The 22010-nt window shown below is 37.9% G+C and carries 22 protein-coding genes; 14 read left to right on the top strand and 8 right to left on the bottom strand.

Annotation, left to right across the window (positions count from 1 at the left end):
• Positions 1–121 precede the first annotated feature (121 nt).
• On the top strand, positions 122–1144 hold the full coding sequence (locus ND812_RS04980; protein WP_002972591.1) for a rod shape-determining protein: 1023 nt from the start codon (positions 122–124) through the stop codon (positions 1142–1144).
• A 163-nt stretch (positions 1145–1307) separates the two neighbouring features.
• Here the strand turns inward: ND812_RS04980 and ND812_RS04975 are convergent, their stop codons facing one another.
• Entirely contained in the window at positions 1308–1958 is a 651-nt protein-coding gene (locus ND812_RS04975) for a TetR/AcrR family transcriptional regulator (RefSeq protein ID WP_265374536.1), read from the bottom strand.
• A gap of 87 nt (positions 1959–2045) precedes the next feature.
• Between ND812_RS04975 and ND812_RS04970 the strand changes: the two genes are divergently transcribed.
• Entirely contained in the window at positions 2046–2468 is a 423-nt protein-coding gene (locus tag ND812_RS04970) for a DUF1761 domain-containing protein (protein ID WP_238760388.1), read from the top strand.
• Between the two features lie 134 nt (positions 2469–2602).
• Here the strand turns inward: ND812_RS04970 and ND812_RS04965 are convergent, their stop codons facing one another.
• A complete protein-coding gene (locus ND812_RS04965; RefSeq protein ID WP_265374535.1) occupies positions 2603–3469 on the bottom strand; it encodes a hypothetical protein in 867 nt (288 codons plus the stop codon).
• Positions 3470–4021: 552 nt separating this feature from the next.
• On the opposite strand from ND812_RS04965, the gene ND812_RS04960 reads away from it, so the two are divergent.
• From ND812_RS04960 to ND812_RS04945, 4 genes are all read left to right on the top strand, one after another.
• Positions 4022–6301, top strand: coding sequence for a cyclic nucleotide-binding domain-containing protein (locus ND812_RS04960; RefSeq protein ID WP_265374534.1), 2280 nt, complete (start codon positions 4022–4024; stop codon positions 6299–6301).
• Between the two features lie 431 nt (positions 6302–6732).
• Positions 6733–8001 carry a lactonase family protein gene (locus ND812_RS04955; RefSeq protein ID WP_265374533.1) on the top strand — a complete coding sequence of 423 codons (1269 nt, stop codon included), beginning with the start codon at positions 6733–6735 and terminating at the stop codon, positions 7999–8001.
• Between the two features lie 133 nt (positions 8002–8134).
• A complete protein-coding gene (locus ND812_RS04950) occupies positions 8135–8545 on the top strand; it encodes a hypothetical protein (protein WP_265374532.1) in 411 nt (136 codons plus the stop codon).
• A 66-nt stretch (positions 8546–8611) separates the two neighbouring features.
• Positions 8612–8824, top strand: a complete 213-nt coding sequence (locus tag ND812_RS04945) for a hypothetical protein (RefSeq protein WP_265374531.1) — start codon at positions 8612–8614, stop codon at positions 8822–8824.
• A gap of 26 nt (positions 8825–8850) precedes the next feature.
• Here ND812_RS04945 and ND812_RS04940 read toward each other — a convergent pair whose 3' ends face one another.
• Complete coding sequence (locus ND812_RS04940) at positions 8851–9327, bottom strand: MarR family winged helix-turn-helix transcriptional regulator (RefSeq protein WP_265374530.1); 477 nt, start codon at positions 9325–9327, stop codon at positions 8851–8853.
• Positions 9305–9727 (bottom strand): SRPBCC family protein, encoded by a 423-nt coding sequence (locus tag ND812_RS04935; protein ID WP_265374529.1) that lies wholly within the window; start codon positions 9725–9727, stop codon positions 9305–9307. Before ND812_RS04935 ends, ND812_RS04940 begins: the two co-directional genes overlap by 23 nt.
• Positions 9728–10013: 286 nt before the next feature.
• Here ND812_RS04935 and ND812_RS04930 point away from each other — a divergent pair, with 286 nt between their 5' ends.
• From ND812_RS04930 to ND812_RS04900, 7 genes are all read left to right on the top strand, one after another.
• The gene (locus ND812_RS04930; RefSeq protein ID WP_265374528.1) at positions 10014–10781 is read left to right on the top strand and encodes a hypothetical protein; all 768 of its coding nucleotides are present in this window, start codon (positions 10014–10016) and stop codon (positions 10779–10781) included.
• A gap of 309 nt (positions 10782–11090) precedes the next feature.
• A complete protein-coding gene (locus ND812_RS04925; RefSeq protein ID WP_265374527.1) occupies positions 11091–11861 on the top strand; it encodes a response regulator in 771 nt (256 codons plus the stop codon).
• Positions 11862–11914: 53 nt separating this feature from the next.
• Entirely contained in the window at positions 11915–12730 is an 816-nt protein-coding gene (locus tag ND812_RS04920) for an arylamine N-acetyltransferase family protein (RefSeq protein ID WP_265374526.1), read from the top strand.
• Between the two features lie 163 nt (positions 12731–12893).
• Complete coding sequence (locus tag ND812_RS04915; RefSeq protein WP_265374525.1) at positions 12894–15500, top strand: FAD-binding protein; 2607 nt, start codon at positions 12894–12896, stop codon at positions 15498–15500.
• Positions 15497–16579, top strand: a complete 1083-nt coding sequence (locus ND812_RS04910) for a hypothetical protein (protein WP_265374524.1) — start codon at positions 15497–15499, stop codon at positions 16577–16579. The genes ND812_RS04915 and ND812_RS04910 overlap by 4 nt, the downstream gene beginning before the upstream one ends.
• 23 nt (positions 16580–16602) lie before the next feature.
• Positions 16603–17595 carry an alpha/beta fold hydrolase gene (locus ND812_RS04905; RefSeq protein WP_265374523.1) on the top strand — a complete coding sequence of 331 codons (993 nt, stop codon included), beginning with the start codon at positions 16603–16605 and terminating at the stop codon, positions 17593–17595.
• A gap of 72 nt (positions 17596–17667) precedes the next feature.
• Entirely contained in the window at positions 17668–18471 is an 804-nt protein-coding gene (locus tag ND812_RS04900) for an SH3 domain-containing protein (RefSeq protein WP_265374522.1), read from the top strand.
• Positions 18472–18476: 5 nt separating this feature from the next.
• On the opposite strand, the gene ND812_RS04895 is transcribed toward ND812_RS04900, so the two are convergent.
• The 4 genes from ND812_RS04895 to ND812_RS04880 all read right to left on the bottom strand — a co-directional run bounded on the left by ND812_RS04895 (position 18477) and on the right by ND812_RS04880 (position 21176).
• Positions 18477–18872 (bottom strand): hypothetical protein, encoded by a 396-nt coding sequence (locus tag ND812_RS04895; protein WP_265374521.1) that lies wholly within the window; start codon positions 18870–18872, stop codon positions 18477–18479.
• Positions 18869–19333, bottom strand: coding sequence for an ankyrin repeat domain-containing protein (locus ND812_RS04890; RefSeq protein ID WP_265374520.1), 465 nt, complete (start codon positions 19331–19333; stop codon positions 18869–18871). The genes ND812_RS04895 and ND812_RS04890 overlap by 4 nt, the downstream gene beginning before the upstream one ends.
• A 125-nt stretch (positions 19334–19458) precedes the next feature.
• A complete protein-coding gene (locus tag ND812_RS04885; protein WP_265374519.1) occupies positions 19459–19965 on the bottom strand; it encodes an HXXEE domain-containing protein in 507 nt (168 codons plus the stop codon).
• Positions 19966–19994: 29 nt separating this feature from the next.
• The gene (locus tag ND812_RS04880; protein ID WP_265374518.1) at positions 19995–21176 is read right to left on the bottom strand and encodes a lactonase family protein; all 1182 of its coding nucleotides are present in this window, start codon (positions 21174–21176) and stop codon (positions 19995–19997) included.
• Between the two features lie 349 nt (positions 21177–21525).
• On the opposite strand from ND812_RS04880, the gene ND812_RS04875 reads away from it, so the two are divergent.
• The gene (locus ND812_RS04875) at positions 21526–21945 is read left to right on the top strand and encodes a DUF4215 domain-containing protein (RefSeq protein ID WP_265374517.1); all 420 of its coding nucleotides are present in this window, start codon (positions 21526–21528) and stop codon (positions 21943–21945) included.
• The last annotated feature ends 65 nt before the right edge of the window (positions 21946–22010 follow it).

Raw genomic sequence — 22010 nt, 5'->3', positions numbered from 1 at the left:
AAAATTTTTACGGTTGAAAGCAAAAACCAGCCGAAAATTATGGGGAACGGGCAGAATTGTAAAGTTTTGGTGTTAACCCACCGTAAATTCCCCCCTTCGTACTTCTTTCACAGGATCTGATATGATATTTGATAATCTTTATGGACTTTTCTCGAACGATATGGGAATCGATTTGGGAACCGCGAACACCCTCGTGCATGTGAAAGGACAAGGGATCGTCCTATCAGAACCGTCGGTCGTGGCAGTCCAAGCCTCTACTGGTCGAGTCCTCGCTGTAGGACAAGAAGCAAAACGGATGCTAGGAAGAACTCCTGGTGACATCGTTGCCATCCGCCCCATGAAAGACGGGGTGATCGCTGACTTCGAAACTGTGGAAAAGATGATTCGTTACTTCATCGCAAAAGTCCACAACCGCACTACATTTGTAAAACCGCGCATCGTGATCGGGGTTCCTTCAGGGATTACCGAAGTAGAAAGACGTGCTGTTCGTGAGTCTGCTGAACAAGCAGGAGCCCGCGAAATTTTCCTCATCGAAGAAGCACTTGCTGCTGCCATTGGCGCCAACATCCCGATCCATGAACCAGCAGGGAACATGATTGTGGATATCGGAGGGGGAACCACAGAAATCGCTGTGATCTCTCTTGGTGGTATGGTAATCGCAGAATCCATCCGAACAGGTGGGGACGAATTCGATGAAGCAATTGTGAAATACCTTCGTAACCAGTACAACCTAGTCGTTGGAGAAAGAACCGCAGAGGACATCAAACTTACGATTGGTAACGCGTTTGCTGACAAACGTGTCGACACAATGGAAGTAAAAGGTCGTGATGCCATCTCTGGTCTCCCACGCACCCTCGAACTCGATTCCAACGAAATCCGTAAAGCCCTCAAAGAACCAACAGACGAGATCCTAGACGGGATCAAATCGGTTCTTGAGCGCACTCCTCCAGAACTTGCAGCCGACATCGTAGAACGAGGAATCGTTCTTACAGGTGGTGGTTGCCTCCTTCGTGGTCTCGAACACTACCTCACCAAAGAAACAGGAGTTCCAGTATTCCGTGCGGAAAACCCACTCACTTGTGTGGTTCTCGGAACAGGACGTTACTTGGATGAGTTGAAATACATCAAACCAGGAATCCGATAAACATCGGTTACATGGTTAGGTAAAAAAGGGGAACTTAGGTTCCCTTTTTTTTTGGGCGCACATTTCCGGCTATCCGCTCCAATCTTTGCATTCGCAAAGGATTTCCGCTTCTATCCGGGGCGCGGGGGATATTGTATATGGGGACTTGGCATTAGAAAAAATCTTACCATTTTCTTATGTGGTCAAAATAATTTTGCATGGATGCCATGAGTATTGGGAAAATTTTTGGTTTCGCTAGACCCTTAATGATTCCATAAAAACCTTCATGTGCCATAACGATAAAATGGGCTGCTTCGGTTACGTCAACGTGAGGTTGGATCAACCCAGACATTTTTGCCCGAAGTAGATGGTTTTCTAATCCACGAATCCATAAATTCAATGCGCCTGTTAGGCGTCTCTTGAAACCATTATCGACTGGAGACATTTCCTGAATCAGGTTATTGAGCGGGCAGCCATAGCGTAAAAGAGCTGGGGGTGTATTTCCAATATTCTGTTGCATCAGAAATAAAATGCCCGCAATGGGATCTTCATAAGCATCAAGAGGTACGATCCATCGATCCAAAATCAAGGGAGAAATCACCTCTTCTACGACTGCATAACCTAATTCTAATTTTGTGGAAAATTGATGATAAAAGGCTCCTTTGCTAAGAGTTGTCTTCTTCACGAGGTCATCCATGCTTGTGCCTTGGAAGCCCTGCTTAAAGAAAGTTTCAAAAGCTATGAGTAGGATCTTGCGCCTGGTAATCTCCAGATTTCTCTTTCCCATAAAAGGTTTAGAGATAGTTTTTTTTGCTTTTTTATTCTCTTTTGTCATCATTATATTAAGATTTATTATATACAACATACTAAATGGTATGTAAAATAACTATGAAAAAATTGAATTTTTCAGTAAGGAGATATCATGTTACCAATCAATCTTGCGGCAGTTGTCGTATCAGCTCTTTCGGCCTTTGTTCTCGGATTTCTTTTCCATGGCCCACTATTTGGTAAATTATGGATGAAACTAGCGAAGATACAACCGACAGGAAATGAAAAATTTTCAGATATGGTAAGACCGCTGATTTTCAATATGCTCACAAATCTCGTAACAGCTTACGTGCTTGCCGTTATCTTTTTGTTTGCATCGACTTCTCCTTACTTGGGTGGTGAGGGAGTTTGGCGAGGTGTATTTTGCGCTCTCTGGATTTGGGTAGGTTTTTTAGTGACTACAACGTCGATTGAAGTCATTTGGATGGGCAGGAGCATACAATTATGGTTGTTCGAAACGATTGCTTCTCTTGTTGTTATGTCCGTCATGGGCGCCATTATTGCTGCATGGCCATAAATAGAAAGTAACCTGCGGTTGTATATAGGCACTACAAGTAATGGAGGATCGACATTGATCCATTCAATTACTATTTTAAAAATGCAGCGATTGGCTGTTACGTTACTCTATTTTGATGAATACAATATAATTGATCATGGACAGCTAAATGTTCCGTAACGTTTTCCCAAATAACAGTCTATCCCTGCTGCATTTTCATCCGAAACTCGATTGTCAAAATACAAAAGCTCGGCAAGATCCATTTCTGCTCCTCCCATTCCGAGCCCCATATTCCCTGCCGCATATCCTGTAGCTGCTGGAACCGTGGAAACGACTTGCACTCCATCAAATTTGATAACAACGTTTGTTGACCCATTTTGCAAAATAGAAACCTGATGTATCGAATTCCCCACCCAACCTGCGTTATACGTTGCAACTGCTGTTGATCCAGATTTATTGAGTGCAACAACTCCCAAACTAGTGATTTGAACTTCCCTCCCTCCACCACCTGTGGTTCCAATTGTGATTACATTGCTGTTTACTGTTAAAGGAACTTTTACTACAAAAAATACACTCCCAGAATCGGAAGTACTCACTCCTATCGGAGAAGCTTTTAATAAATTACTTCCAAGTCCATATTGAAAACGGGCAACTGGTTTTCCATTGATTGTATTGGTGGCAGAATAAAAAGTGGGGGCAACTCCAGGAATTAAGTCATTCCCAGTTCCACTGAGATCTGTCCAATTTGTCACCGCGGTACCGTTTGTATAAGGAAGCCCTTCTGCACGAATCCACAATTTTCTTCCAGGAACCTGATTCAAATCAAAAGGAGCAGAGGTAGTATTTTGATAACATACACTAGAACGATTGATGAGGCATGTTATGAATTGAGTTTTATAGTATTCATTGGTTCCAAATTCATAAGGACTATTTAAGTCCAATTTGCAGTTGAGAATAAATAGAAATAAGAATACCTTGCAGGTAAGAGAGATTCTGAATCGAATTGCTAAATACTCTTTCACTTTTTTTTGATTAGATAAAATCCACTCCAGACGTCGTTTTTAAGTCCAAGTAGCTTAAATTTCAAGGTTTTTTCTAATCATCTGAAATTGCCTAGTTCTTATCCTAATGCACATTGTCTCTAAACGAGGTTAACCCAGAAATTCATCCTTAAAATTTGAATTAGGATAGAATAGTTCTCAGTTAAAAAATTTTTATATACATATTTCCCTATTTCTTCTGTCTGATTTTGCAAATGCAAAGACATTTTTCACAACAGTTCATCAGGAAGATTTCCACCTTACAACGATTATTGAGTAGAGGTATTGGCATAACTCTAAAATTGAAGTCCAATCACTTCTAATGTTAGGCACTGAAATCGATTTGGTTCTTAAAACTCTATCTTGTTTTTGTTTGTTTCTATCCTTCCATTGATGTGAAATTTTTCATTTGCTTAAAAAAAATAGAGTCGCTTTCAGGCTCATTCCATTTCCATGATCGACATTGTGTCGCGATTTTTTGTACACCTACTGAAGCAGGGAACGAAGTCGCAATAAGGTTTATATTCATTTGCTATGCGGTCAAAAACAACAGCTCCAACCCTAAAACAAATCATTTCCAGTACTGATTTATTCTTAAACCTCTCTACTGAAACAAAAGAACATCTGGAGCGTTCGTTCCATAAAGTTAAATTTGTTAAGAACAAAGTTGTGATCAAACAAGGAGAACTTGGCAATGCTCTTTACCTGGTTGCGACAGGAAGTTTTAGCGTTTACATGACAAATGACGGAAAAAAGCAGAAATTAGGTGAGGTGAAACCTGGCAGTTGTTTCGGAGAAGGAGCTCTCGTGACGGACGAACCTAGAAACGCCACAGTTGTCTGCGACCAATCTGGCATCGTCTACCGCATTGGTCGTAATGAATTCAAAAAGGCCTTTAAAGATCGTTCGGAAGAGCTGAAATCATTTGTCAGACTCATTAGCCGAAGGTCGCGTGCTCTTCATAGAAGTGTGTTTCGTCCAGAACCTCAGCGCATCAAAGAACTCATCTCTTCAGTATCACTTTTCCAAGGGGTGGGAGCAAAACTCATCTCGGAATTGGAAAACCAGATGGAATGGATTTTTTTGCCAGGTGGCGAAACTCTGATGCGGCAAGGAGACAAAGCCGACGGAATGTACATTGTCGTTAACGGCAGTTTGGTGTATGAAGTCAGAAACGACCTAGGCCTAGTGGTATCAACAGGTACTTTTTCCAAAGGTGATATCATTGGTGAGATGGCTCTATTAACAGGGGAACCGAGGACTGCAACGGTAGTCGCAACTTTATCCTGTGAAATAGTAAAAGTTAGTACTGCCGCTTTCGAGTCTGTGTTTTCCAAACATCCGCCAAGTATGCTTGCGATCACCAAACTCATCGCAGATCGATTCACCAAGGACCGAATGGGAAAACGAACTGTCAAAAAAACAAGGAGCATCATCACTCTTTTCCCACTCCAGAAGGATCTTTCGGTTCGCGATTTTGCCCATAACCTCGCAAGCGCTCTGAAAAAAATCGGACGTACGACGATCGTTGAAAGTAAAGACTTCAAGAAAATCAAGGCAGACCGCGAACACGCAGTTTCAGACATCCTCGAATCCTTATATCATTTGCAGGACTCACATGACTTCCTGATCCTATGTCCCGATTTTGAAGACAAACTTTGGACAGAAACAATTCTCCATCATACAAATCGTATTTTACTGTTAAGTGATGCGAAAAAAGCAGATGCCCTTTCTCCAGAAGAAATCCGTTTTCTTGGAGATTCGGAAGAAACCCATGGTCCCATCCGAGAGCTTGTATTGCTCTACTCTGACCCAAATGAAAAACCACAAAATATTTCTAACCTAACTAAGATTAGAAAAACAGATGTTGTCAGACATATCCGCACTTATAGTCACCACGGATTTGAAAGTCTAACTCGCTTCATCACTGGCCGTTCCATTGGACTTGCTCTGGGTGGCGGAGGTGCAAAAGGTTTCGCACATATTGGGCTTATCAAAGCCATGCAGGAAGAAAATATTCCCATCGACATGATTGGTGGTACAAGTGCAGGAGCCCTTATGGCAAGTATCTATGCTTTGGGCAACGATGCTCCCAATTTGGAACGGATTGCGAAGTCTCTCATGAGTGACAAAAAAACGTTAAACGATTATACAGTTCCCGTTGTATCTCTCATTCGTGGTAAAAAATTCAATACTGTGATTAAGAGTTTTGTCGGTGATACGATGATCGAAGATCTCTGGCTACCCTATTTTGCTGTCGCAACAAGCCTTTCAAAAGCACAAAAAGTAATCATAGACCGTGGTCCATTATGGAAAGCACTCCGCGCTTCCGCTTCGATACCAGGTATATTACCTCCCTTCTTCGAAAACAATGAACTGTTAGTCGATGGAGCAATGTTAGATAATATTCCAGGTGCTGTGATGCGGGACAAGGGAGCAGATTTTGTGATTTCTGTCGCCCTTACTTCAGAAGGTGATTCCGCAGCTGATGAACTCTTTGGTGGCATTTATCCCAAAAACAATTCGGGTGCATTACCCTCGGCACTTCGATTGCTCTTCAAACGACTCTTCAGTAAATCGCAGAATCTAAAAGAAGCCCCGAACCTTCTTAGCCTTATGATGCGTGCGACTTTTGTAGCTTCGGATGCTGCAATGGCGCAAGCAAAAGCTGAGTCTGATATTTTTGCGGAGTTACCAGTCGAACAGTTTGGACTCTTCGATTGGAAAAAGTTCTATGAACTGGTTGAAATTGGATACCGTTATGGAAAGACACATGCAAAGAATTGGAAAAAACAACTTGGGATTCAAAATTAAAACATAAGAAAAGAATCGCTGGACTGCTTGAGAATTTGAATTGTTTTTTAACAATCATTCAATTCGAAATCAAACTCTTTGATAAAACGAATTTAGATTGGATGGCATTTCTCTTGTGCGGACTTATCCTAATTATTATCAACTAGTCAGAATAAGTTTATTCACTAGCTTGGCAGATTTAGTTAAGAATCGATATTATAAAAACGACAATTAATCACTTGTATATGCTTCGCTCAACCCACTGATAGGATTCAAGTGAATCTGGATAATGCATATCAAAAATAATTTATTAACCAATTGATTTTGATCGTAAATTAGTTGAGTTTTCTTATTGGGTATTGTTTGCTCGAACATATTCTATAGTCGAAAATTGCCCATTTTTAATTTTAGGGATAAGTACGAGATTGACTCAATCACAAAAAGACTTCAACATGAAAGTATCTAGAATATTATCAGCATATCGAAATATTCATCGCTGCCTCTGTTCATTTGCATTACTTTGTTTCCTATTAAACTGTAAACCAGCTGACCTCAATGCTGCTTGTGACCCTGCATCAAAAAATTTCTTTCTCTCAAAATTATTATCACCGAATCAATCTTGCTTAGGACAAATAGACCCTTCCAAGTCGCAACCGATACATTCCTTATATTTATCAGATGTTTCAAATGGTCTCCTGTATACTTTTAATACAGGTAACGATGGTGTTCTTTCCTTAAAAGGAAGTATTGCAACTACTTTAACAAATCCATTTACGATTTTATGGAATGGAAAACATCTCGTAATCAATGGTGGAGATACATTTAAATCTTATCTCAGAAATTCTGATGGTACGTTATCCTTGAAAAATACCTATGTTGCAAGTGTAACTCCTGTAGTCATACAAGGGACCACAGCATTTCATCCTAGTGGAAAATTTTTTTATTACACAGTGAATACGGCTACTGCCATTACATCTTTTTCAAAACTACAACTAGACTCTGAAGGAACTTTTTCTGGTGAAGCAAATACCGTGACGGGACAAAATTGGTCAGTGATGGGCCCAATCCATCCAACGGGAAATTATTTTATGACATTTCACAAACTAAGTGCAGCAACAAGAATGTTCTATCCCATAGCGGATGTGAATACTGGAGCCGTTGGAACTCCAACAAGTAATGCAACAGTGACTGATACTACCCTATATCCCGAAAACGGACATTGTATCTACTCTTCCAATGCAAATTTTATGTACTGTGCGAACAATTCAGACCAAGGGAATAATGGTTCAATCGTTCAAATGTCTGTTACTTCAACATCGAATGCTGTCCTTGCTCCATCATCGGTTTTGGTTCAAAGTCCTACTGCATATTTATCTCCAAAATCACTAGTTCTTCACCCCTCTAGTCAATATATCTATGCTTATGGGGAAACCAATATCTATGCTTATGCAGTTGATCAGGTAACGGGCGTTATTAACCCAACAGTTCTCAGTTCTGTCCCGACTCCCGGTGGTGCTTCCTGTACATCAAACTCAAATGTAACCAGACTAGCAATTCATCCGCTTGGCAATATGTTATATGCAGTTTGTGTCTCTACAAACGGTTCAAATCGTTTAGGCTCCTATCCAATCAATAGCTCTGGACAGTTGAGTCTTCCGACATTAACTACAATTCCCAATACCACAAATAGCATGAATCTTCTTTTTGTATCAGGAAATTAATTTACTTTTACAAATCAAACAAAACAACGTGGTCTTGCGTTTAGCATATGATAAAGAATAATTTTACATATAAATATTGTTTCATTTCAGAACTAAATGAACCATTCAAAAGTATTTATCTGAGGAAGTTTTTATGCAATTACGATTGATCATCATTTATTTCTTATGTATGGTAGAGATTTTCTCCCAAACTTCAGAAAACTGGAACAAAAAAGGGATCGATGCCCTCAAACAAAAAGAATTTCTCATTGCCGTAGAATCATTTAAGAAAACATTAAATGACAAACCAGATGATGCATTTGCAAATTATAACTTAGCATGTACATATTCACTTTTACTCGCACAATGTGAAGATATTGAAAGTGATGTCCATATATACAATCTAATTCAGAAAGCGATCAAATCGAAACCTTCTTATCAAAAAAAGCTACTAACAGATTCAGACTTTTTCATTCTCAGAGGGAAATACCATTTTCAGAAATTAGCAGGTAAAACAAAAAAAGAAATTCTAACAAGTATTATCTGGTTTGGACCAAGTCCTTGAGCCTATGGCCCAATTGATCAATTTCAGTTTAGGGAAGATGGAAGTTTTATCTATAGCAAACTAGATATGACAGAATCAAATCCCATTGGAAAACTAGAATTTACAGGACATTATAAATGGATCAACGATTCAAAATTGGAAATCCAATTTTATGATCCAAGTCCAATGAAGGAAGGTGGAAAAAACAAAAATTTAAGAGTTAATTATACCGAAGGTAAATTGGAAATACAGGGTTTTGATCATCAATTTACCGATGATAATGACCGTTGTTCTGCTTAACCATTCCTTAATAGTAAATGATACAGTCAATATCTAGACAGTATTTTCAATAAACTCTCATTAAATTCATGTTTGGTGACACCTAACGCAGAAAAAAAATCGTGATCGAAGGATTCTACTTTTTTTACTGCATTTTTTGTAATCAATTCACCACTCTTAGTTAAACTCACAATTTTTGCTCTGGTATCTGTACTGTGTTCCTTTCGATCAACATATCCTTTTTGGATTAATGTGCGAATGACAGTGGACGTAGTCATCGGATCGATCTTTGTATGTTCTGACAAAAGAACCTGAGTCACTTCCTTTTCTTGTTGGGTCAACCAAAGGATACTTGCTAACAATACAAATTGTGAATGTGTCAATTTTAGTGGTTCAAGTGCATAACGAATCTCTCTTTGCCAAAGACTCGTTACTTGCCATAACAAAAATCCAGAGCTATCTTCTGCCTTATTGACACTAAAGTCGCTCTTAACAATTGCACTATTTGATTTTTTTTGCTTCATTGATTTGTAGTTTCACATCTTCTGCGAGATGACTTACGATATTTTTCATGACAATCATATTCCATAAAAATGCAAGTGGTCCGGAGATCGACATTGTAATTGTAATTTTGAGTCCCTCAGATGTTTTCTCATAAAAATGTTCACCAAACATTTTTGCCAAAGGAAATTTTGTAAAGTCCTTGAAATAAGAATTGGGTCTCACTTCTATCAATTGAATTTTTACATCTGGTCCACCAGAGGGGCGAATCATAAAAAAATTCCCAGCTTCGAATTTACCCAACATTTCCGATTTTTCAAGAGTAGAATCCCAATCTTTCCAACGATTCACGTCTGACATCAATTTCCAAATTTGTTCCTGTTTAATTTCGTTCGTAGTGTATGCGTACGTATTGACGATCATAAAATCTCCTATAGTATGTACACTTACTATATTTATACATATAATAGCAAACAATTATTTCCCAGCGTATTCGATTGAGCCAGTAAGTACGAGTTTCAGTTTAAAATCCTTTCCTGAAAGGTTTTCACCACCTAAATTTCCTGACAAGTGTTGAGTATTTCACCGAAAGGATGAGGATTTTTGTGTCATTTGGTGATTTTTTAGAAATATTTATGACATTTAAATAAATATTTGACATACTTTCACCAAATTTATAAGTCTGGGCTACTTGAAAAAGGAGAGAAAGATGAAAATTACAATCAACCTATTACTGGCATTGCTGTTTGCGACGAGCATCAGTGCCGAAACTTACACCGTGTTCATTCACGGCAAATCCAGCAAAAATCACGACGGGGTGGGAACTACCGATGTAAACAGTTATTGGGGGACAAACGCAAATGCGGTTTCTGGCGCCAAGATATTCATTGGTTACGATGGAAGCACTGACCCAAGAACGTACGGATCTGCGAGAGCCCAAACAAATATCACAACTGGTCTCATGAGTTATTGCAAAGGAACAAACACTTGTAAGATTGTGTGCCATTCCGCTGGATGTTATGCAATTGAATATTGGTTAGCAAGTTTAGCTGATACAACAACTTCCAAAGGATTCAATATCACAAAAGTAACTGCACTTGCAGCCGCTTCAGGTGGTTCTGAACTTGCAAACGTAATTGGTGGTGGCGGAAACGCGATGGACCAGTCACTTCAGGTAACAACAGCACGAGGAGCATACAACCACAACTTGACTGCATCCGTTACAATTAACCATGTTCCAGGATATAAAAGTAAGTTTGGTGCTAATTTTATCCTACCTGGTGCTGATGATTATGCAGTTGCGTTTCACTCTTCTTGCGGATACAATCGTGCAGGTGGTCTAGACAAGTGCCAAAGTTCCTTTGTGAGTGGAAACACAACCTACACTCAGTATTCTGGTCATGTCAGAGCACCTTCTTTAACAGCAGCAGGGCTCAACAAAAATCATAGTGAAATCATGAACGAAGGCGCAAGATAAAATAATCTCCGTTGTATTGAATTTTAGTCTGGCAGTGGAAATTGTCAGACTAAAAGAATGCGGGGCGCACATTTCCGGCTCTCCGCTGCAATCTTTGTTTCCACAAAGGATTTCCGCTTCGATCCGGGGCGCGTTGATTTGTTTTGTTCCCACCGAAAAGATTTTCAAAAGAAATTAACCTATAGGAGAAATACGTAGATATGTCTTCGGAAAATTGAATTGCATCTGACCTAGTTGGATACAATTTGTTCCCTACGTTTCAATCGGTTCTCAATTACCAATCATTGAATCATTCTAACTCATACACCAATGAACGATAACAATATTCAATTAAACGTTTTATTAGTAGAAGATGAAGCAATCCTTGCCTTAACACAAAAACGAAACCTAGAATCATATGGATATTCTGTACTTTGGGCCTCCAGTGGTGAAGATGCCATCGAACTGTTTAAGAACGATTCTTCTATCAATATCATCCTAATGGATATCAATTTAGGAAAAGGAATGGAAGGTACGGAAGCAGCAAAAATTATTTTAAATCACAAAGACATTCCACTCATATTTGTCTCTTCCCATACAGAAAAAGAAATCGTCACAAAAACAGAAGGGATCACTTCTTATGGATATGTAGTCAAAAGTTCAACGATGACTGTATTGGATGCCTCTATCAAAATGGCATTAAAACTTTTTTCTGCGAATCAAAAACTAAAAGAGTCAGAAGAGATGTTTATGAAGGCATTCCAATTTTGCCCCACTCCGATGGCCATCCATGACTATTCAAACCGAAATGTATTTATGGATTGTAACCCAGCTTTTATCGCGATAACCGGATTCACAAAAGAAGAGATCATTGGTAAAACCGCACTCGAATTAGGGCTTTATGTATTTCCAGAAGAGAGAGACAAAATCTTAAGCCAATTCCAAAACCAAGGGTATTTGCGAAATTTCAAAAATACTTTAAGAACGAAAACAGGGAAGGAACAGATCCGATTTCTATCTCTCAGTAAAATCTTAATTTCCAACAAGGAACATATATTTTCAGTCCAAACCGAATCACCCATTGAATATTTTGATATTTAATTTACTTTCTTATATAAACCATTTACATTTAGAATCGTATTAGGAATTTAATTTTGAACGATCAACAATTGATAGAAGCATATTTGAATCGTATTGGTTATCAGGGCCCACACAATCCTACCCTAGAATTACTTCACAATATCACATTAGCCCATGTTCGCAGTATCCCTTTTGAAAACTTGGATATTCTCTTGGGAAAAAGTATCAACATTAGTTTGGATGCAGTGATTGAAAAATTAATCAATCAAAAACGTGGTGGGTATTGTTTTGAACAAAATGGACTTCTATTGTATGTTTTGCAAATTCTCGGATTTCAAGTGACTCCCATCAGTGCGAGAGTTCGATTGGATAGACCAAGGGATTTTACTCCTCCACGAACACATGTTTTTCTAAAGGTAGAACTTTCTGGAACCACATGGTTTACTGATGTTGGTGTAGGAGGGGTATCACTCACTTCTGCAATCCAATTCCTTCAAGATACAGAACAAATCACAAACCACGAGACAAGAAGAATTGTTTCTGAAGGAAATCGGTATTTCCATCAAGTTCTATTTCCAAATGGATGGGTCGATGTTTGCGAATTTACATTGGAAGAAATGCCTGAAATCGATCGTGAGTTAGCCAATTGGTATACGAGTAACCACCCCAAATCACATTTTAAAGATCGCTTAATCGTTGCTAGAGCAGGAGAAGATGGAAAAAGGATTACACTCGTCAACAGAGAATTTTCAGAACGTGATAAAAACGGATACGCTCACAAATCAGTCATCAATTCTCCGAAAGAATTAATCCATGTTTTGAAGGAAAAATTTAATCTTTCCTTTCCTATCGATACAGAATTCCAATCACCTGGATTACAATGGAATTGATCCATTGTTAAACTAAAAAAAGTCAGAAAATGAGATTTTTTTGAATCTAACAGTTGCAACTCCTTTTTTAATGTCCCACTCATAAAAGAAGTTAGGGCAATCATAGTTTTTGATTGCAATTTATTTCCATCCATTTAGAGATGAACCCTCCAGGAGAGATTTTTTGAAAATCAAACAACTTCTACCAGTCACCTACCTACTCTTAAATTATAAGGGCCGAATTGATAGAAAAGTGTATTGGATCGCCTCATTGTTTATGTGGTCCAATTTTTATGTATTTTACCAAACTTTGGATTATTGTTTGGGAGAGACAAGTACCTGGATCATTTACCCGCTTATGCTTTGGGGGATTCTTGCTGTTTCCGCAAAACGATTTCATGATATTGGAAAGTCCGGATATACAATTGTACTCACACTGATACCCATTGTTGGTCCTTTGGTTGTGATCTATTTTTTGGCTTTTAAAAAGGGAGACCCACAAAACAACCAATATGGTTCCGTTCCAGGCTCAGAAATTGATTATTACAAAAACGATGATGGTACAAGTATCCCTCACTTAAAATCAACAGAGGTCATCATCAATGATGTGACTCGCTTAAATCCTGTAATTGTGTCTTCCGTTTTTCGCCCCGTATCATTAGATGAATTGATTCAATTTGTTAAATCATCCAATACTCCCATCTCTGTGGGTGGTGGTCGATTCAGTATGGGTGGCCAAACGGCAAGTCCAGGCTCAGTGCATATTGATATGCGAAAACTCAATCAAGTCATTGATTATAATCCATCTGAAAAGTGGATTAAAGTCCAAGCGGGAATCCGTTGGTGTGACATCCAACATTATATCGATAAAGATGATTTGTCTGTTAAGATCATGCAAACATATGCAAACTTCACTGTGGGTGGTGCATTGAGTGTCAATTGCCATGGACGATATATGGGATTGGGCCCGGTTGTTTTATCAGTTCGATCCATTGAAGTGATACTTGCAGATGGAAGTTTGATAAAGGCAAACAGAAAAGAAAACTCAGATGTATTTGCTGGGATGATTGGTGGTTACAATTCCGTTGGTATCATAGCAACAGTAGAATTTGATTTGGATGACAATGTCAAAGTCAAACAAGTAAGCAAAAAAATGAAAAAGAACCAATACTTCCAGTTTTTTAAATATAACATTCGGGAAGACAAAAAAGTAATTTTTCACAATGCAGACATTTACCCTCCTCAATACCAAAACATTCGAGCTGTTAGTTGGGAATTTACATTAGACAAACCTACTGTGAAATCTAGATTTATGCCTTTGCAATCCTCCTACCCAATCCATCGTTATTTTTTCTGGGATTTTACAGAATCTCCATTTGGGAAATGGAGGAGAGAATACATCGTGGATCCACTTCTATTTTTTGCAAAAAAAGTCCATTGGAGAAATTATGAAGCAGGTTACGATGTTTTAGAATTAGAACCATCTGCGCGTGAAAAATCAACCTATGTATTACAAGAATACTTTGTACCCATTGATAAATTTAATGGGTTCTCAGATCGATTGTGTGATATTTTAAAACGACACAAAGTAAACATGGTGAATATATCCGTTCGTCATGCAAAAGCAGATGAGGAAACGTATTTGTCTTGGGCACCCAAGGAGAGTTTTGCATTTGTTTTGTATTATAAACAAAACGTAAACGAATCTGATAAACTAAAAGTAGCAGTCTGGACTCGAGAACTCATGAATGCAAGTATTGAATTCGGAGGTAGTTATTATTTACCTTACCAAACCCATGCATCCAGAGAGATGTTTCAGAAAGCATATCCAAAATACAAAGAAATTTTTGCCCTAAAAGAAAAGTTAGATCCTAAGTTTCGATTTAAAAATATTTTCTGGGATACTTATTACAAAGAAAATCCAAAACCAGAATTGCTTGATTCTGCGTTTCACCGAATTTTTGCGAATGTTAAATGGAGTGATGCACTTTATCGATTTTTGCAAGTGATCTTTAATCTTTATCCAGAAGAAAAATTCTTCCAATTGATTTACGATACCACCAAACAGTATAAAACCGATGAGGAAATTTATTCGCAAATTGTACAAAGATTAAATTCAATAAAACCTTTTCATGCGGATTTAACTTATGCATTACCTGCACTCTTCAAACAAAAAAGAGATTTGTCTCTTCAGATTTTGGAACTTCTTGGAACCAATACTACCGTTAACGGGTATTTGGAAATTGGAACCACGGGAAGGTACATTTCGAGCTTACAACATAAGCTAAAATTCAATCAAAACATTTATCTTGTAAATTCAGTTCCACCAAAAAACAATCCCGCTGATATACTCGAAAGAGGTGGGATCAAAAAAATTGGAACATTTTTCCCTCTCAATGATTATGATCCAATTAGCAATGAAATACCATCTGAGAGCCTAGACCTTGTTACATGTCTCATTGGTTTACACCATATACAGTTACATAAATTAGATGCGTTTATCCAATCAATCCATCGTGTTCTCCGTGTGGGAGGTAAATTCATATTAAGAGATCATGATGTAAAAGATCCAGAAATGTTTGAATTTGTTTCCATAATCCATACAGTTTTTAACGCAGGTTTGAAGGAAAATTGGCAATATGAATCTGCTGAATTTAAAAAATTCCGTTCCATTGAGGAATGGGTAGAGATTCTTAAAAAATTCAATCTCGAAGCAGGACCAGAAAGACTCCTACAAAAGGATGATCCATCTGATAATATTCTTATGATTTTTACAAAGGTATCAAAATGAGCCGATTGATCTTCACAACTCTAATTTCCTTTTCCCTTAGTATTTGTATATGGACAACAAAACAATCAAGCACCGAATACATTGAAAAAGTCCCAAGTGAATGGATGGCAAATGATACAAAAACATACACTCCAAAAGAGCACATTCGTCCCGGTGACCAAACATTTTTAACTTTTCCAGAGTGGTTTTTGGTTCATAGTCCCAATGAACAGGCAATGTATTTTAGATCGAATACATCTAGCACCTTTCCTTATTGGGAACATGTTTTACAATTATGGAAATCATATATGATTGTTTCGGATCAAATATTAGATTCATATGAATTTAACTATGGATACCATGTAATGATTGTAGTATTGACAGTCAGCACAACAGTTGAGTATGGAGCAAAGCAGATTTATGAAAAGATGATTGGTCGTATTACCTCAAGCAACGATGACCAGGCACTCACTGAAGAGGACAAATTTAATGCAAAATTCACACAATCTTATGTAGATTTTATCTTACAAACCCCTTGGTATGAATATAATTTTTTCCAAGAACTCAAATCACTTTGGACAGAAGTTCCATTGTTTGGCGATCATATGATCCGAAAATGGGAAAGGCGTTATTATCTGACCACTGATATTTTTGTAAAAGCAGTTTATGGTTTTTTGATTAAAAAAGCAACAAAAGCAACTTATGAAGATCCAATCTTAGGAACTGCCATTGTATTGGATGAGAGTATCCCAACCAATGATAAAGTAAAATTACTAAATGGAAATGATCCATTTCATTCTGTGTATTTGGTCCCTCGGTATGCCGATTTCCATCCCACATTGGAATCGATCCTGATAGGCAAAACCGTCGAATTACACGAGATAGCTGGGAATACTTCAGCGACCTTAGTGACCATTTTATTGAAAAAAGATAAAAGTTTACCAACAATTCCCAATACAAAAACGGTATTCAGACAAGACATCCTGACAAGGCCCGGTGAAAATCGTTATGCACTTGTCTCAAAAGTTCAAAATTTAAAAACCATGTTGGAAATTTTAAGAGAACAAAACATAGAAATCGAACATATTTACGATTTTTAAGAAACCAGTTACGTTAGGATTATATGAAACTCATTCAGTATTTTGTTTTGATTGTTGGACTGTTTATTTTCTCAGTTTTTGCCTTCTATGCCAGTTTACGATTGTATCGAGAATCCCTTTCTCCGGAAGAAATTGCACCTAAAACTGGAAGATGGATCCAAAGTAATGATGTAAACATCTACATCCAAGAGATGGGAGATCCAAAAAATCCAGCAGTTGTTTTGATCCATGGAATGGGTTCATGGAGTGAACTTTGGAGAGAAACGATGATTGCTTTATCACAAAATGGATATTATGCGATAGCAATTGATTTACCCCCTTTTGGTTTTTCTGAGAGACCTAAACCTACAGAATTAAAATCAATCCAACAAGGAAAACGAATCGTCTCAGTGATTGATGCATTAGGATTACAAAATGTACATTTACTTGGACACTCATTTGGAGGTGGTGCGACTCTACATACCGCACTCCTAATTCCAAAACGGATCCTTTCCTTACAATTGGTAGATATCGCTGTTAATCTAGAAGAAAAAATAGACTCAACTCCATCCGAACCAAATCTATTCGAAACATTTTGGAATTTTTCTCTCTTACGAAATAGACTCCTGGAAGTAACAGCAACTAATCCTCATTTAACCAAATTCTTGTTTAGCCAGTTTGTTCATTCATCTGATTGTATCACCGAAGAAAAGGTAAAGGTAATTCAATTGCCAATGCGAATCAAGGGAACCACTTCTTTTTTAGGTGATTGGTTAGGTGAATTTATTTTCCACTCTGATGATCTCTTAGCCAAAGATACCAAACAATATGGAAAAAATCTAACAATGCCCATTGATTTAATTTGGGGAGATTTGGACACTGTGACACCATTAGCAGATGCTAAAAAAATCAATTCCATACTCACCAATTCTCGTTTGCACACCATCCAAGGAGTTGGCCACATTCCTCAATTAGAATCACCCGAAAACTTCAACAAAGTGTTGTTAAAGAATCTGAAAGATGTAGATTCTAGATGAAAACATACTTACGAATAGAAATCAATAGAAAGAAAGGACGATAACTCGATTATAATCAGTTTGGATTTTGGTATGCAGATAAAAAACATTTTTCTCAAATTCTTAATACTCTCACTAATAACAACATTAGATCCCTATCAACTTCTCTCTCAAACAAAAGGGAATGAGAGTAACAAAACACTTCCATTGCCTGGCGAAATGTGGTATGTAACTAGCCCTCGCGGATTGAATCTAAGATCAAATCCCTCAGAAAAATCCCAAGTGGTATCAAAACTTCCCAACAAAAGTAGTGTCAAAATTTTAAAACAAAATCAGGAATTAGTCCCATCAAAAATTAAATTCTTAGATGCGATCACACCGGAAACTAACAAACCAAGCCAAATCCTTCTGGAAGGAACATGGGTCAAAGTAGAAAACAATGGAAAGGAGGGGTATGCTTTCAGCCCACTCCTTAGCCCTTACCAACCAATTCGAAATGACGAATTTAGGACTGGTTATGATATCACTCCTTACCTTGTTAGGATCTTTGTTCTCAAAAAAATTTCCACTGATAAAAAACAAATCAAAGAAGACCAAACCAACTACTCACAAATATCCGAATCATACAAATCAGAATTAGGTGTTACTCTGAATGTAGAACAAAGTGAAAATGAATATGGTTGGGGAAAAGCTGTCTTATTTTTACCGAATTGGAAACTCGAAACAGCATTCGTATTTTTTTATTCCATCTTTTCATCACCTGATTTTAAAATAAAAGATTTAAGTTATGAAAAAGAAACATCGGCTGAATATTCTTTAGATGAAATTCCAAACACAATTTCATTCCGAAAAAATAAATCGGGTGTTACGATTGAATGGGCCTGGGGTGCAGATTGATGTTTTCAATGGCCTCCACCTCCGTGTCCGCCTCCACTAGATCCACCACTACTCCCTCCACCGCCACCAGATGATGAATGCCCGCCGCCGCCTGAAGAAGAATGACCACCACCCGAGCGACTTCCAGAACGAGATGATGTAGTTCGGGAAGAACCAGAATGGTATTTTGAATCACAACTGGAATAACAACCCATATACAGAACTGGACAAGTAAGATTCAGTTGGTTTGAATTTGCAGGTGAACTTTGCATCGTAATCAGATAACAAAGTGACTGGTCTGCGACACATTTTCTCCGACAACTATCGATTGAGTGATTGGAGAATGTATTGGAACATTGAACGGTCAATAATAAGAACATGAGAGAAATGAATAATTTAGGTGAGACAATGAGGGATTTCATTGCGCACCTTTCTCCTTCAATAACTTAACGATCTCTTCCCTTTCTGAAAGTAAAATTTCAGACAAGGCTGTGTGACCTTCATTTGTGACTAAATTTGGATTTGCTCCTGCTTGGAGTAATATTTTTACAATTTTCGGATAACGATTGTAAGCTGCCATCATTAAGGCAGTATGTCCGTTTCTAGTTTTTGCATCTAAATCAACCTTCATGGAAACCAAGAGTAATACAATTTCCGTGTGACCTTCTTTAGAAGCGATCATAAGCGGTGTTAATCTTTCAAAGGTATCTTCAGGTGTGTTTAAATCATAACCTTGTACGATTAGTTGTCTAACTCTTTCTGTATTTCCAATTGCAACTTGGTAATACAGATTATAAAAACGATCGTCTGACCTAGTTTGTATGTTGGCACATTGAATTGTCAATAGCAGGAAACTAATTGAAATGAAAATGGTTCGCTTCATGTTTTCATTTTCACATGACCAAACCAGTTTCGAAATAGTGGATTTCCGCAAATGTGGGAAACTACTATGTGTTCATTAACAAAATAGTTTTAAAAACCGAAAACAGATCTTTATCAACTGTTTCTCTAAATCCATTTACTCCAAGGAACAGAACCAAAATGATATAAACCTGACCAAATGGTAAACACCATCCCTAATGAACCGAACACAAAACAGATGATCCACTGTTTCCATTCGATATGATTGTCTCTGAGCGCAAGGTATGTTAAGTACATGTAGATTGGAAAATATAAGAAAATAGCAGTGAAATAACCAGGCGAATACGCGTTAAATTGAAATTGAGTATAAATATGGAATACGAAATTCCAAAACTGTTGTCCCGATACCCATAAAAATAATAAAAAGGTAGAAATCGCATTCTGCTTTTTGAAAGCAAAAAATGTAAGAAGGAGTAGGACGACCATAAACATAAGATTGTTTATATAAAATACACTAACATCCATTTGGCCTTCTAATATAGTAGTGACCCAATAGGAAAATCCGTTTGATTCTTCAATCACATGAAAAAAAAATGCAATCGGAAAGAGCCAAATCAACTTTTGGTAAAAGGAATGTTTTTCAAATTCAATCATATTCTAGTCTCCTATTTACTTCAATTTCCTTAATATGATACAATCTCTACGGAAAATGTATTGATTCCAGCAGCAACAGGTAATCCGGCTATTGGAGTTAATCCACCAGTTTCAGAAATCGTGTAACCAGAAACATTCCCATCTTGTGTATTTGAAGTATACAAATACTTTCCACTTTGGTCTATACTGATCCCAATTGGGCTAAATCCAGAACTAAACGGTGACCCACTAAGAGACGTTAAAGTTCCATTCACTTGGTCAATTTTGTAAGCAGAAATGGTACCTTGTCCCGTTCCACTATTCGCAACATATAAAAATCGATTGAATGGATCAACAAGAGTATAAGCAGGAGCCGATCCTGCCGTAATCGTAGTTTGAGCTGTTAGAGTTCCATTTGTTTGGTTCCTAACAAATGGAAAAACATCTTGTGAAAAATAATTGGCTCCATATACAAATTGTCCATTGGGAGAGATTGCAACGGATATATTGTTCTCACTTGTATTGTAAACACCAATGGATGTTAACGATCCACTAAGAGAATCCAAACTAAATGCTTGGATTCCTGATACATTTGCAGCAGCACCTGTGAGTCCAACATACAAATGCCTTCCAGTTGAATCAAATACCAGCCTACCGACTGCTCCAGAAGTTGGATTCAAAGTTGCAGTAGCAGGAGATATGATTGATATATTTCCAGAGGAATCAATTGCCATTCTATGAATTTGTTGGGTGGTTTCAGAACTCGCAAACAAGTATTTTTCGGAAGGATCCATCACCAATGAATAGGGAGTAGATGGTAAAACCAAATCAGATGATTTAGTCGATAATTCACCATTCTCTGGATTCAGACTCAATGTAGATACAGAAGTATTACCAACATTAGCAACATAAACGATTGTCCCAGTTGAATTCGTAAGTGTAAACCGTGGGCGGTTTGTTAGTTGAAAGGGAGATCCAGGAACGGAGGTAATTTCACCATTGTTTGAATTGATTCGAAATACACTGATGTTACTTGTTGCAGATGTAGTTCCAACATTCGAGACAAGTAAAAAACGGGGTGTCTTGATTCGCTTTTGGAAAACTGTTCCACCACAAAATTGAAACCTATCACTCGTTGCGAGTAAAAGTATGATCGAATCTTTATATGATTTTGAACTCGAATCACAGACAGAATTGAGCTCTTTCGGTTTGCAATGAAAGGTAACTTCCATACAGACAAAAATGCTAATCAACAAAAATAGACGATGGATTGATTTCCCTAGTATGAATCCTGGGGAATTTTGAATCCAAATAATTTGCTTTTTCGATTCCATGGAGAATATAACTTAATCAAACGGAACCAATCAAAATAAAGTCAATTAATTGTTGAATCCAGAAAAATTGGCTCTCCGTAGTTGCCATATCAGCTACAGCAGGGACTGTCGCACCTACATTAACAGCTACAGGTGGCAACCTCCAAATTGTACTATCTTGGGATAAGTCGCAGGTGCAGAATCTTATAACCTCTATCATTCAACTTCAGCAAGTTTCACATCACAAACAGGTTCAAAAATTACTGGGGTGACTTCACCATATGTACACACAGGCCAAGTGGATGCAACTTCAAGGTCATATATCCTTACAGCAGTATGTGGTGGGCAAGAAGGACCAGCTTCGAGCATTCAAACAGCTACGGCAGGTCTTTGCGGTAACAATATCACTCAGACATATGCATCAGAAGCATGCGATGATGGCAATACGATTGATAACGGCAATGGGTGTTCAACTACTTGCAAACGTGTTGGTTTCTGTGGCGATGGTACAAGACAGAGTATTTTTGAAGCCTGTGACTCGTCAGGTGTGAATGCAGTAACTTGTGACTCGGATTGTACAGCTCCAGTATGTGGTGATGGCATTCGCAACGCAGCAGCTGGCGAAGCATGTGACGATGGTAATGTGAACAACGGTGACACTTGCAATAGCACATGTTCTGGACCTTGACCTTTCGAAAAATAGATAAGGTCACTGGATCCATGGTAACATTCAACTCTTCATATCATCATTCT

Origin of the sequence: Leptospira limi, assembly GCF_026151395.1 — a bacterium.
In the GTDB taxonomy this organism is placed as follows: domain Bacteria; phylum Spirochaetota; class Leptospiria; order Leptospirales; family Leptospiraceae; genus Leptospira_A; species Leptospira_A limi.
Note: the sequence above shows the minus strand (reverse complement) of the source record. Positions and strands in the feature narration are given on the sequence as shown.

Excerpts from the sequence above, each read along its gene's own strand:
- ND812_RS04980 (WP_002972591.1), top strand. The coding sequence starts at position 122 with ATGATATTTGATAATCTTTATGGACTTTTCTCGAACGATATGGGAATC.
- ND812_RS04975 (WP_265374536.1), bottom strand. The coding sequence starts at position 1,958 with ATGACAAAAGAGAATAAAAAAGCAAAAAAAACTATCTCTAAACCTTTT.
- ND812_RS04890 (WP_265374520.1), bottom strand. The coding sequence starts at position 19,333 with ATGAAGCGAACCATTTTCATTTCAATTAGTTTCCTGCTATTGACAATT.
- ND812_RS04955 (WP_265374533.1), top strand. The coding sequence starts at position 6,733 with ATGAAAGTATCTAGAATATTATCAGCATATCGAAATATTCATCGCTGC.
- ND812_RS04935 (WP_265374529.1), bottom strand. The coding sequence starts at position 9,727 with ATGATCGTCAATACGTACGCATACACTACGAACGAAATTAAACAGGAA.
- ND812_RS04950 (WP_265374532.1), top strand. The coding sequence starts at position 8,135 with ATGCAATTACGATTGATCATCATTTATTTCTTATGTATGGTAGAGATT.
- ND812_RS04900 (WP_265374522.1), top strand. The coding sequence starts at position 17,668 with ATGCAGATAAAAAACATTTTTCTCAAATTCTTAATACTCTCACTAATA.
- ND812_RS04905 (WP_265374523.1), top strand. The coding sequence starts at position 16,603 with ATGAAACTCATTCAGTATTTTGTTTTGATTGTTGGACTGTTTATTTTC.
- ND812_RS04895 (WP_265374521.1), bottom strand. The coding sequence starts at position 18,872 with ATGAAATCCCTCATTGTCTCACCTAAATTATTCATTTCTCTCATGTTC.
- ND812_RS04940 (WP_265374530.1), bottom strand. The coding sequence starts at position 9,327 with ATGAAGCAAAAAAAATCAAATAGTGCAATTGTTAAGAGCGACTTTAGT.
- ND812_RS04925 (WP_265374527.1), top strand. The coding sequence starts at position 11,091 with ATGAACGATAACAATATTCAATTAAACGTTTTATTAGTAGAAGATGAA.
- ND812_RS04960 (WP_265374534.1), top strand. The coding sequence starts at position 4,022 with ATGCGGTCAAAAACAACAGCTCCAACCCTAAAACAAATCATTTCCAGT.
- ND812_RS04970 (WP_238760388.1), top strand. The coding sequence starts at position 2,046 with ATGTTACCAATCAATCTTGCGGCAGTTGTCGTATCAGCTCTTTCGGCC.
- ND812_RS04880 (WP_265374518.1), bottom strand. The coding sequence starts at position 21,176 with ATGGAAGTTACCTTTCATTGCAAACCGAAAGAGCTCAATTCTGTCTGT.
- ND812_RS04885 (WP_265374519.1), bottom strand. The coding sequence starts at position 19,965 with ATGATTGAATTTGAAAAACATTCCTTTTACCAAAAGTTGATTTGGCTC.
- ND812_RS04945 (WP_265374531.1), top strand. The coding sequence starts at position 8,612 with ATGACAGAATCAAATCCCATTGGAAAACTAGAATTTACAGGACATTAT.
- ND812_RS04930 (WP_265374528.1), top strand. The coding sequence starts at position 10,014 with ATGAAAATTACAATCAACCTATTACTGGCATTGCTGTTTGCGACGAGC.
- ND812_RS04910 (WP_265374524.1), top strand. The coding sequence starts at position 15,497 with ATGAGCCGATTGATCTTCACAACTCTAATTTCCTTTTCCCTTAGTATT.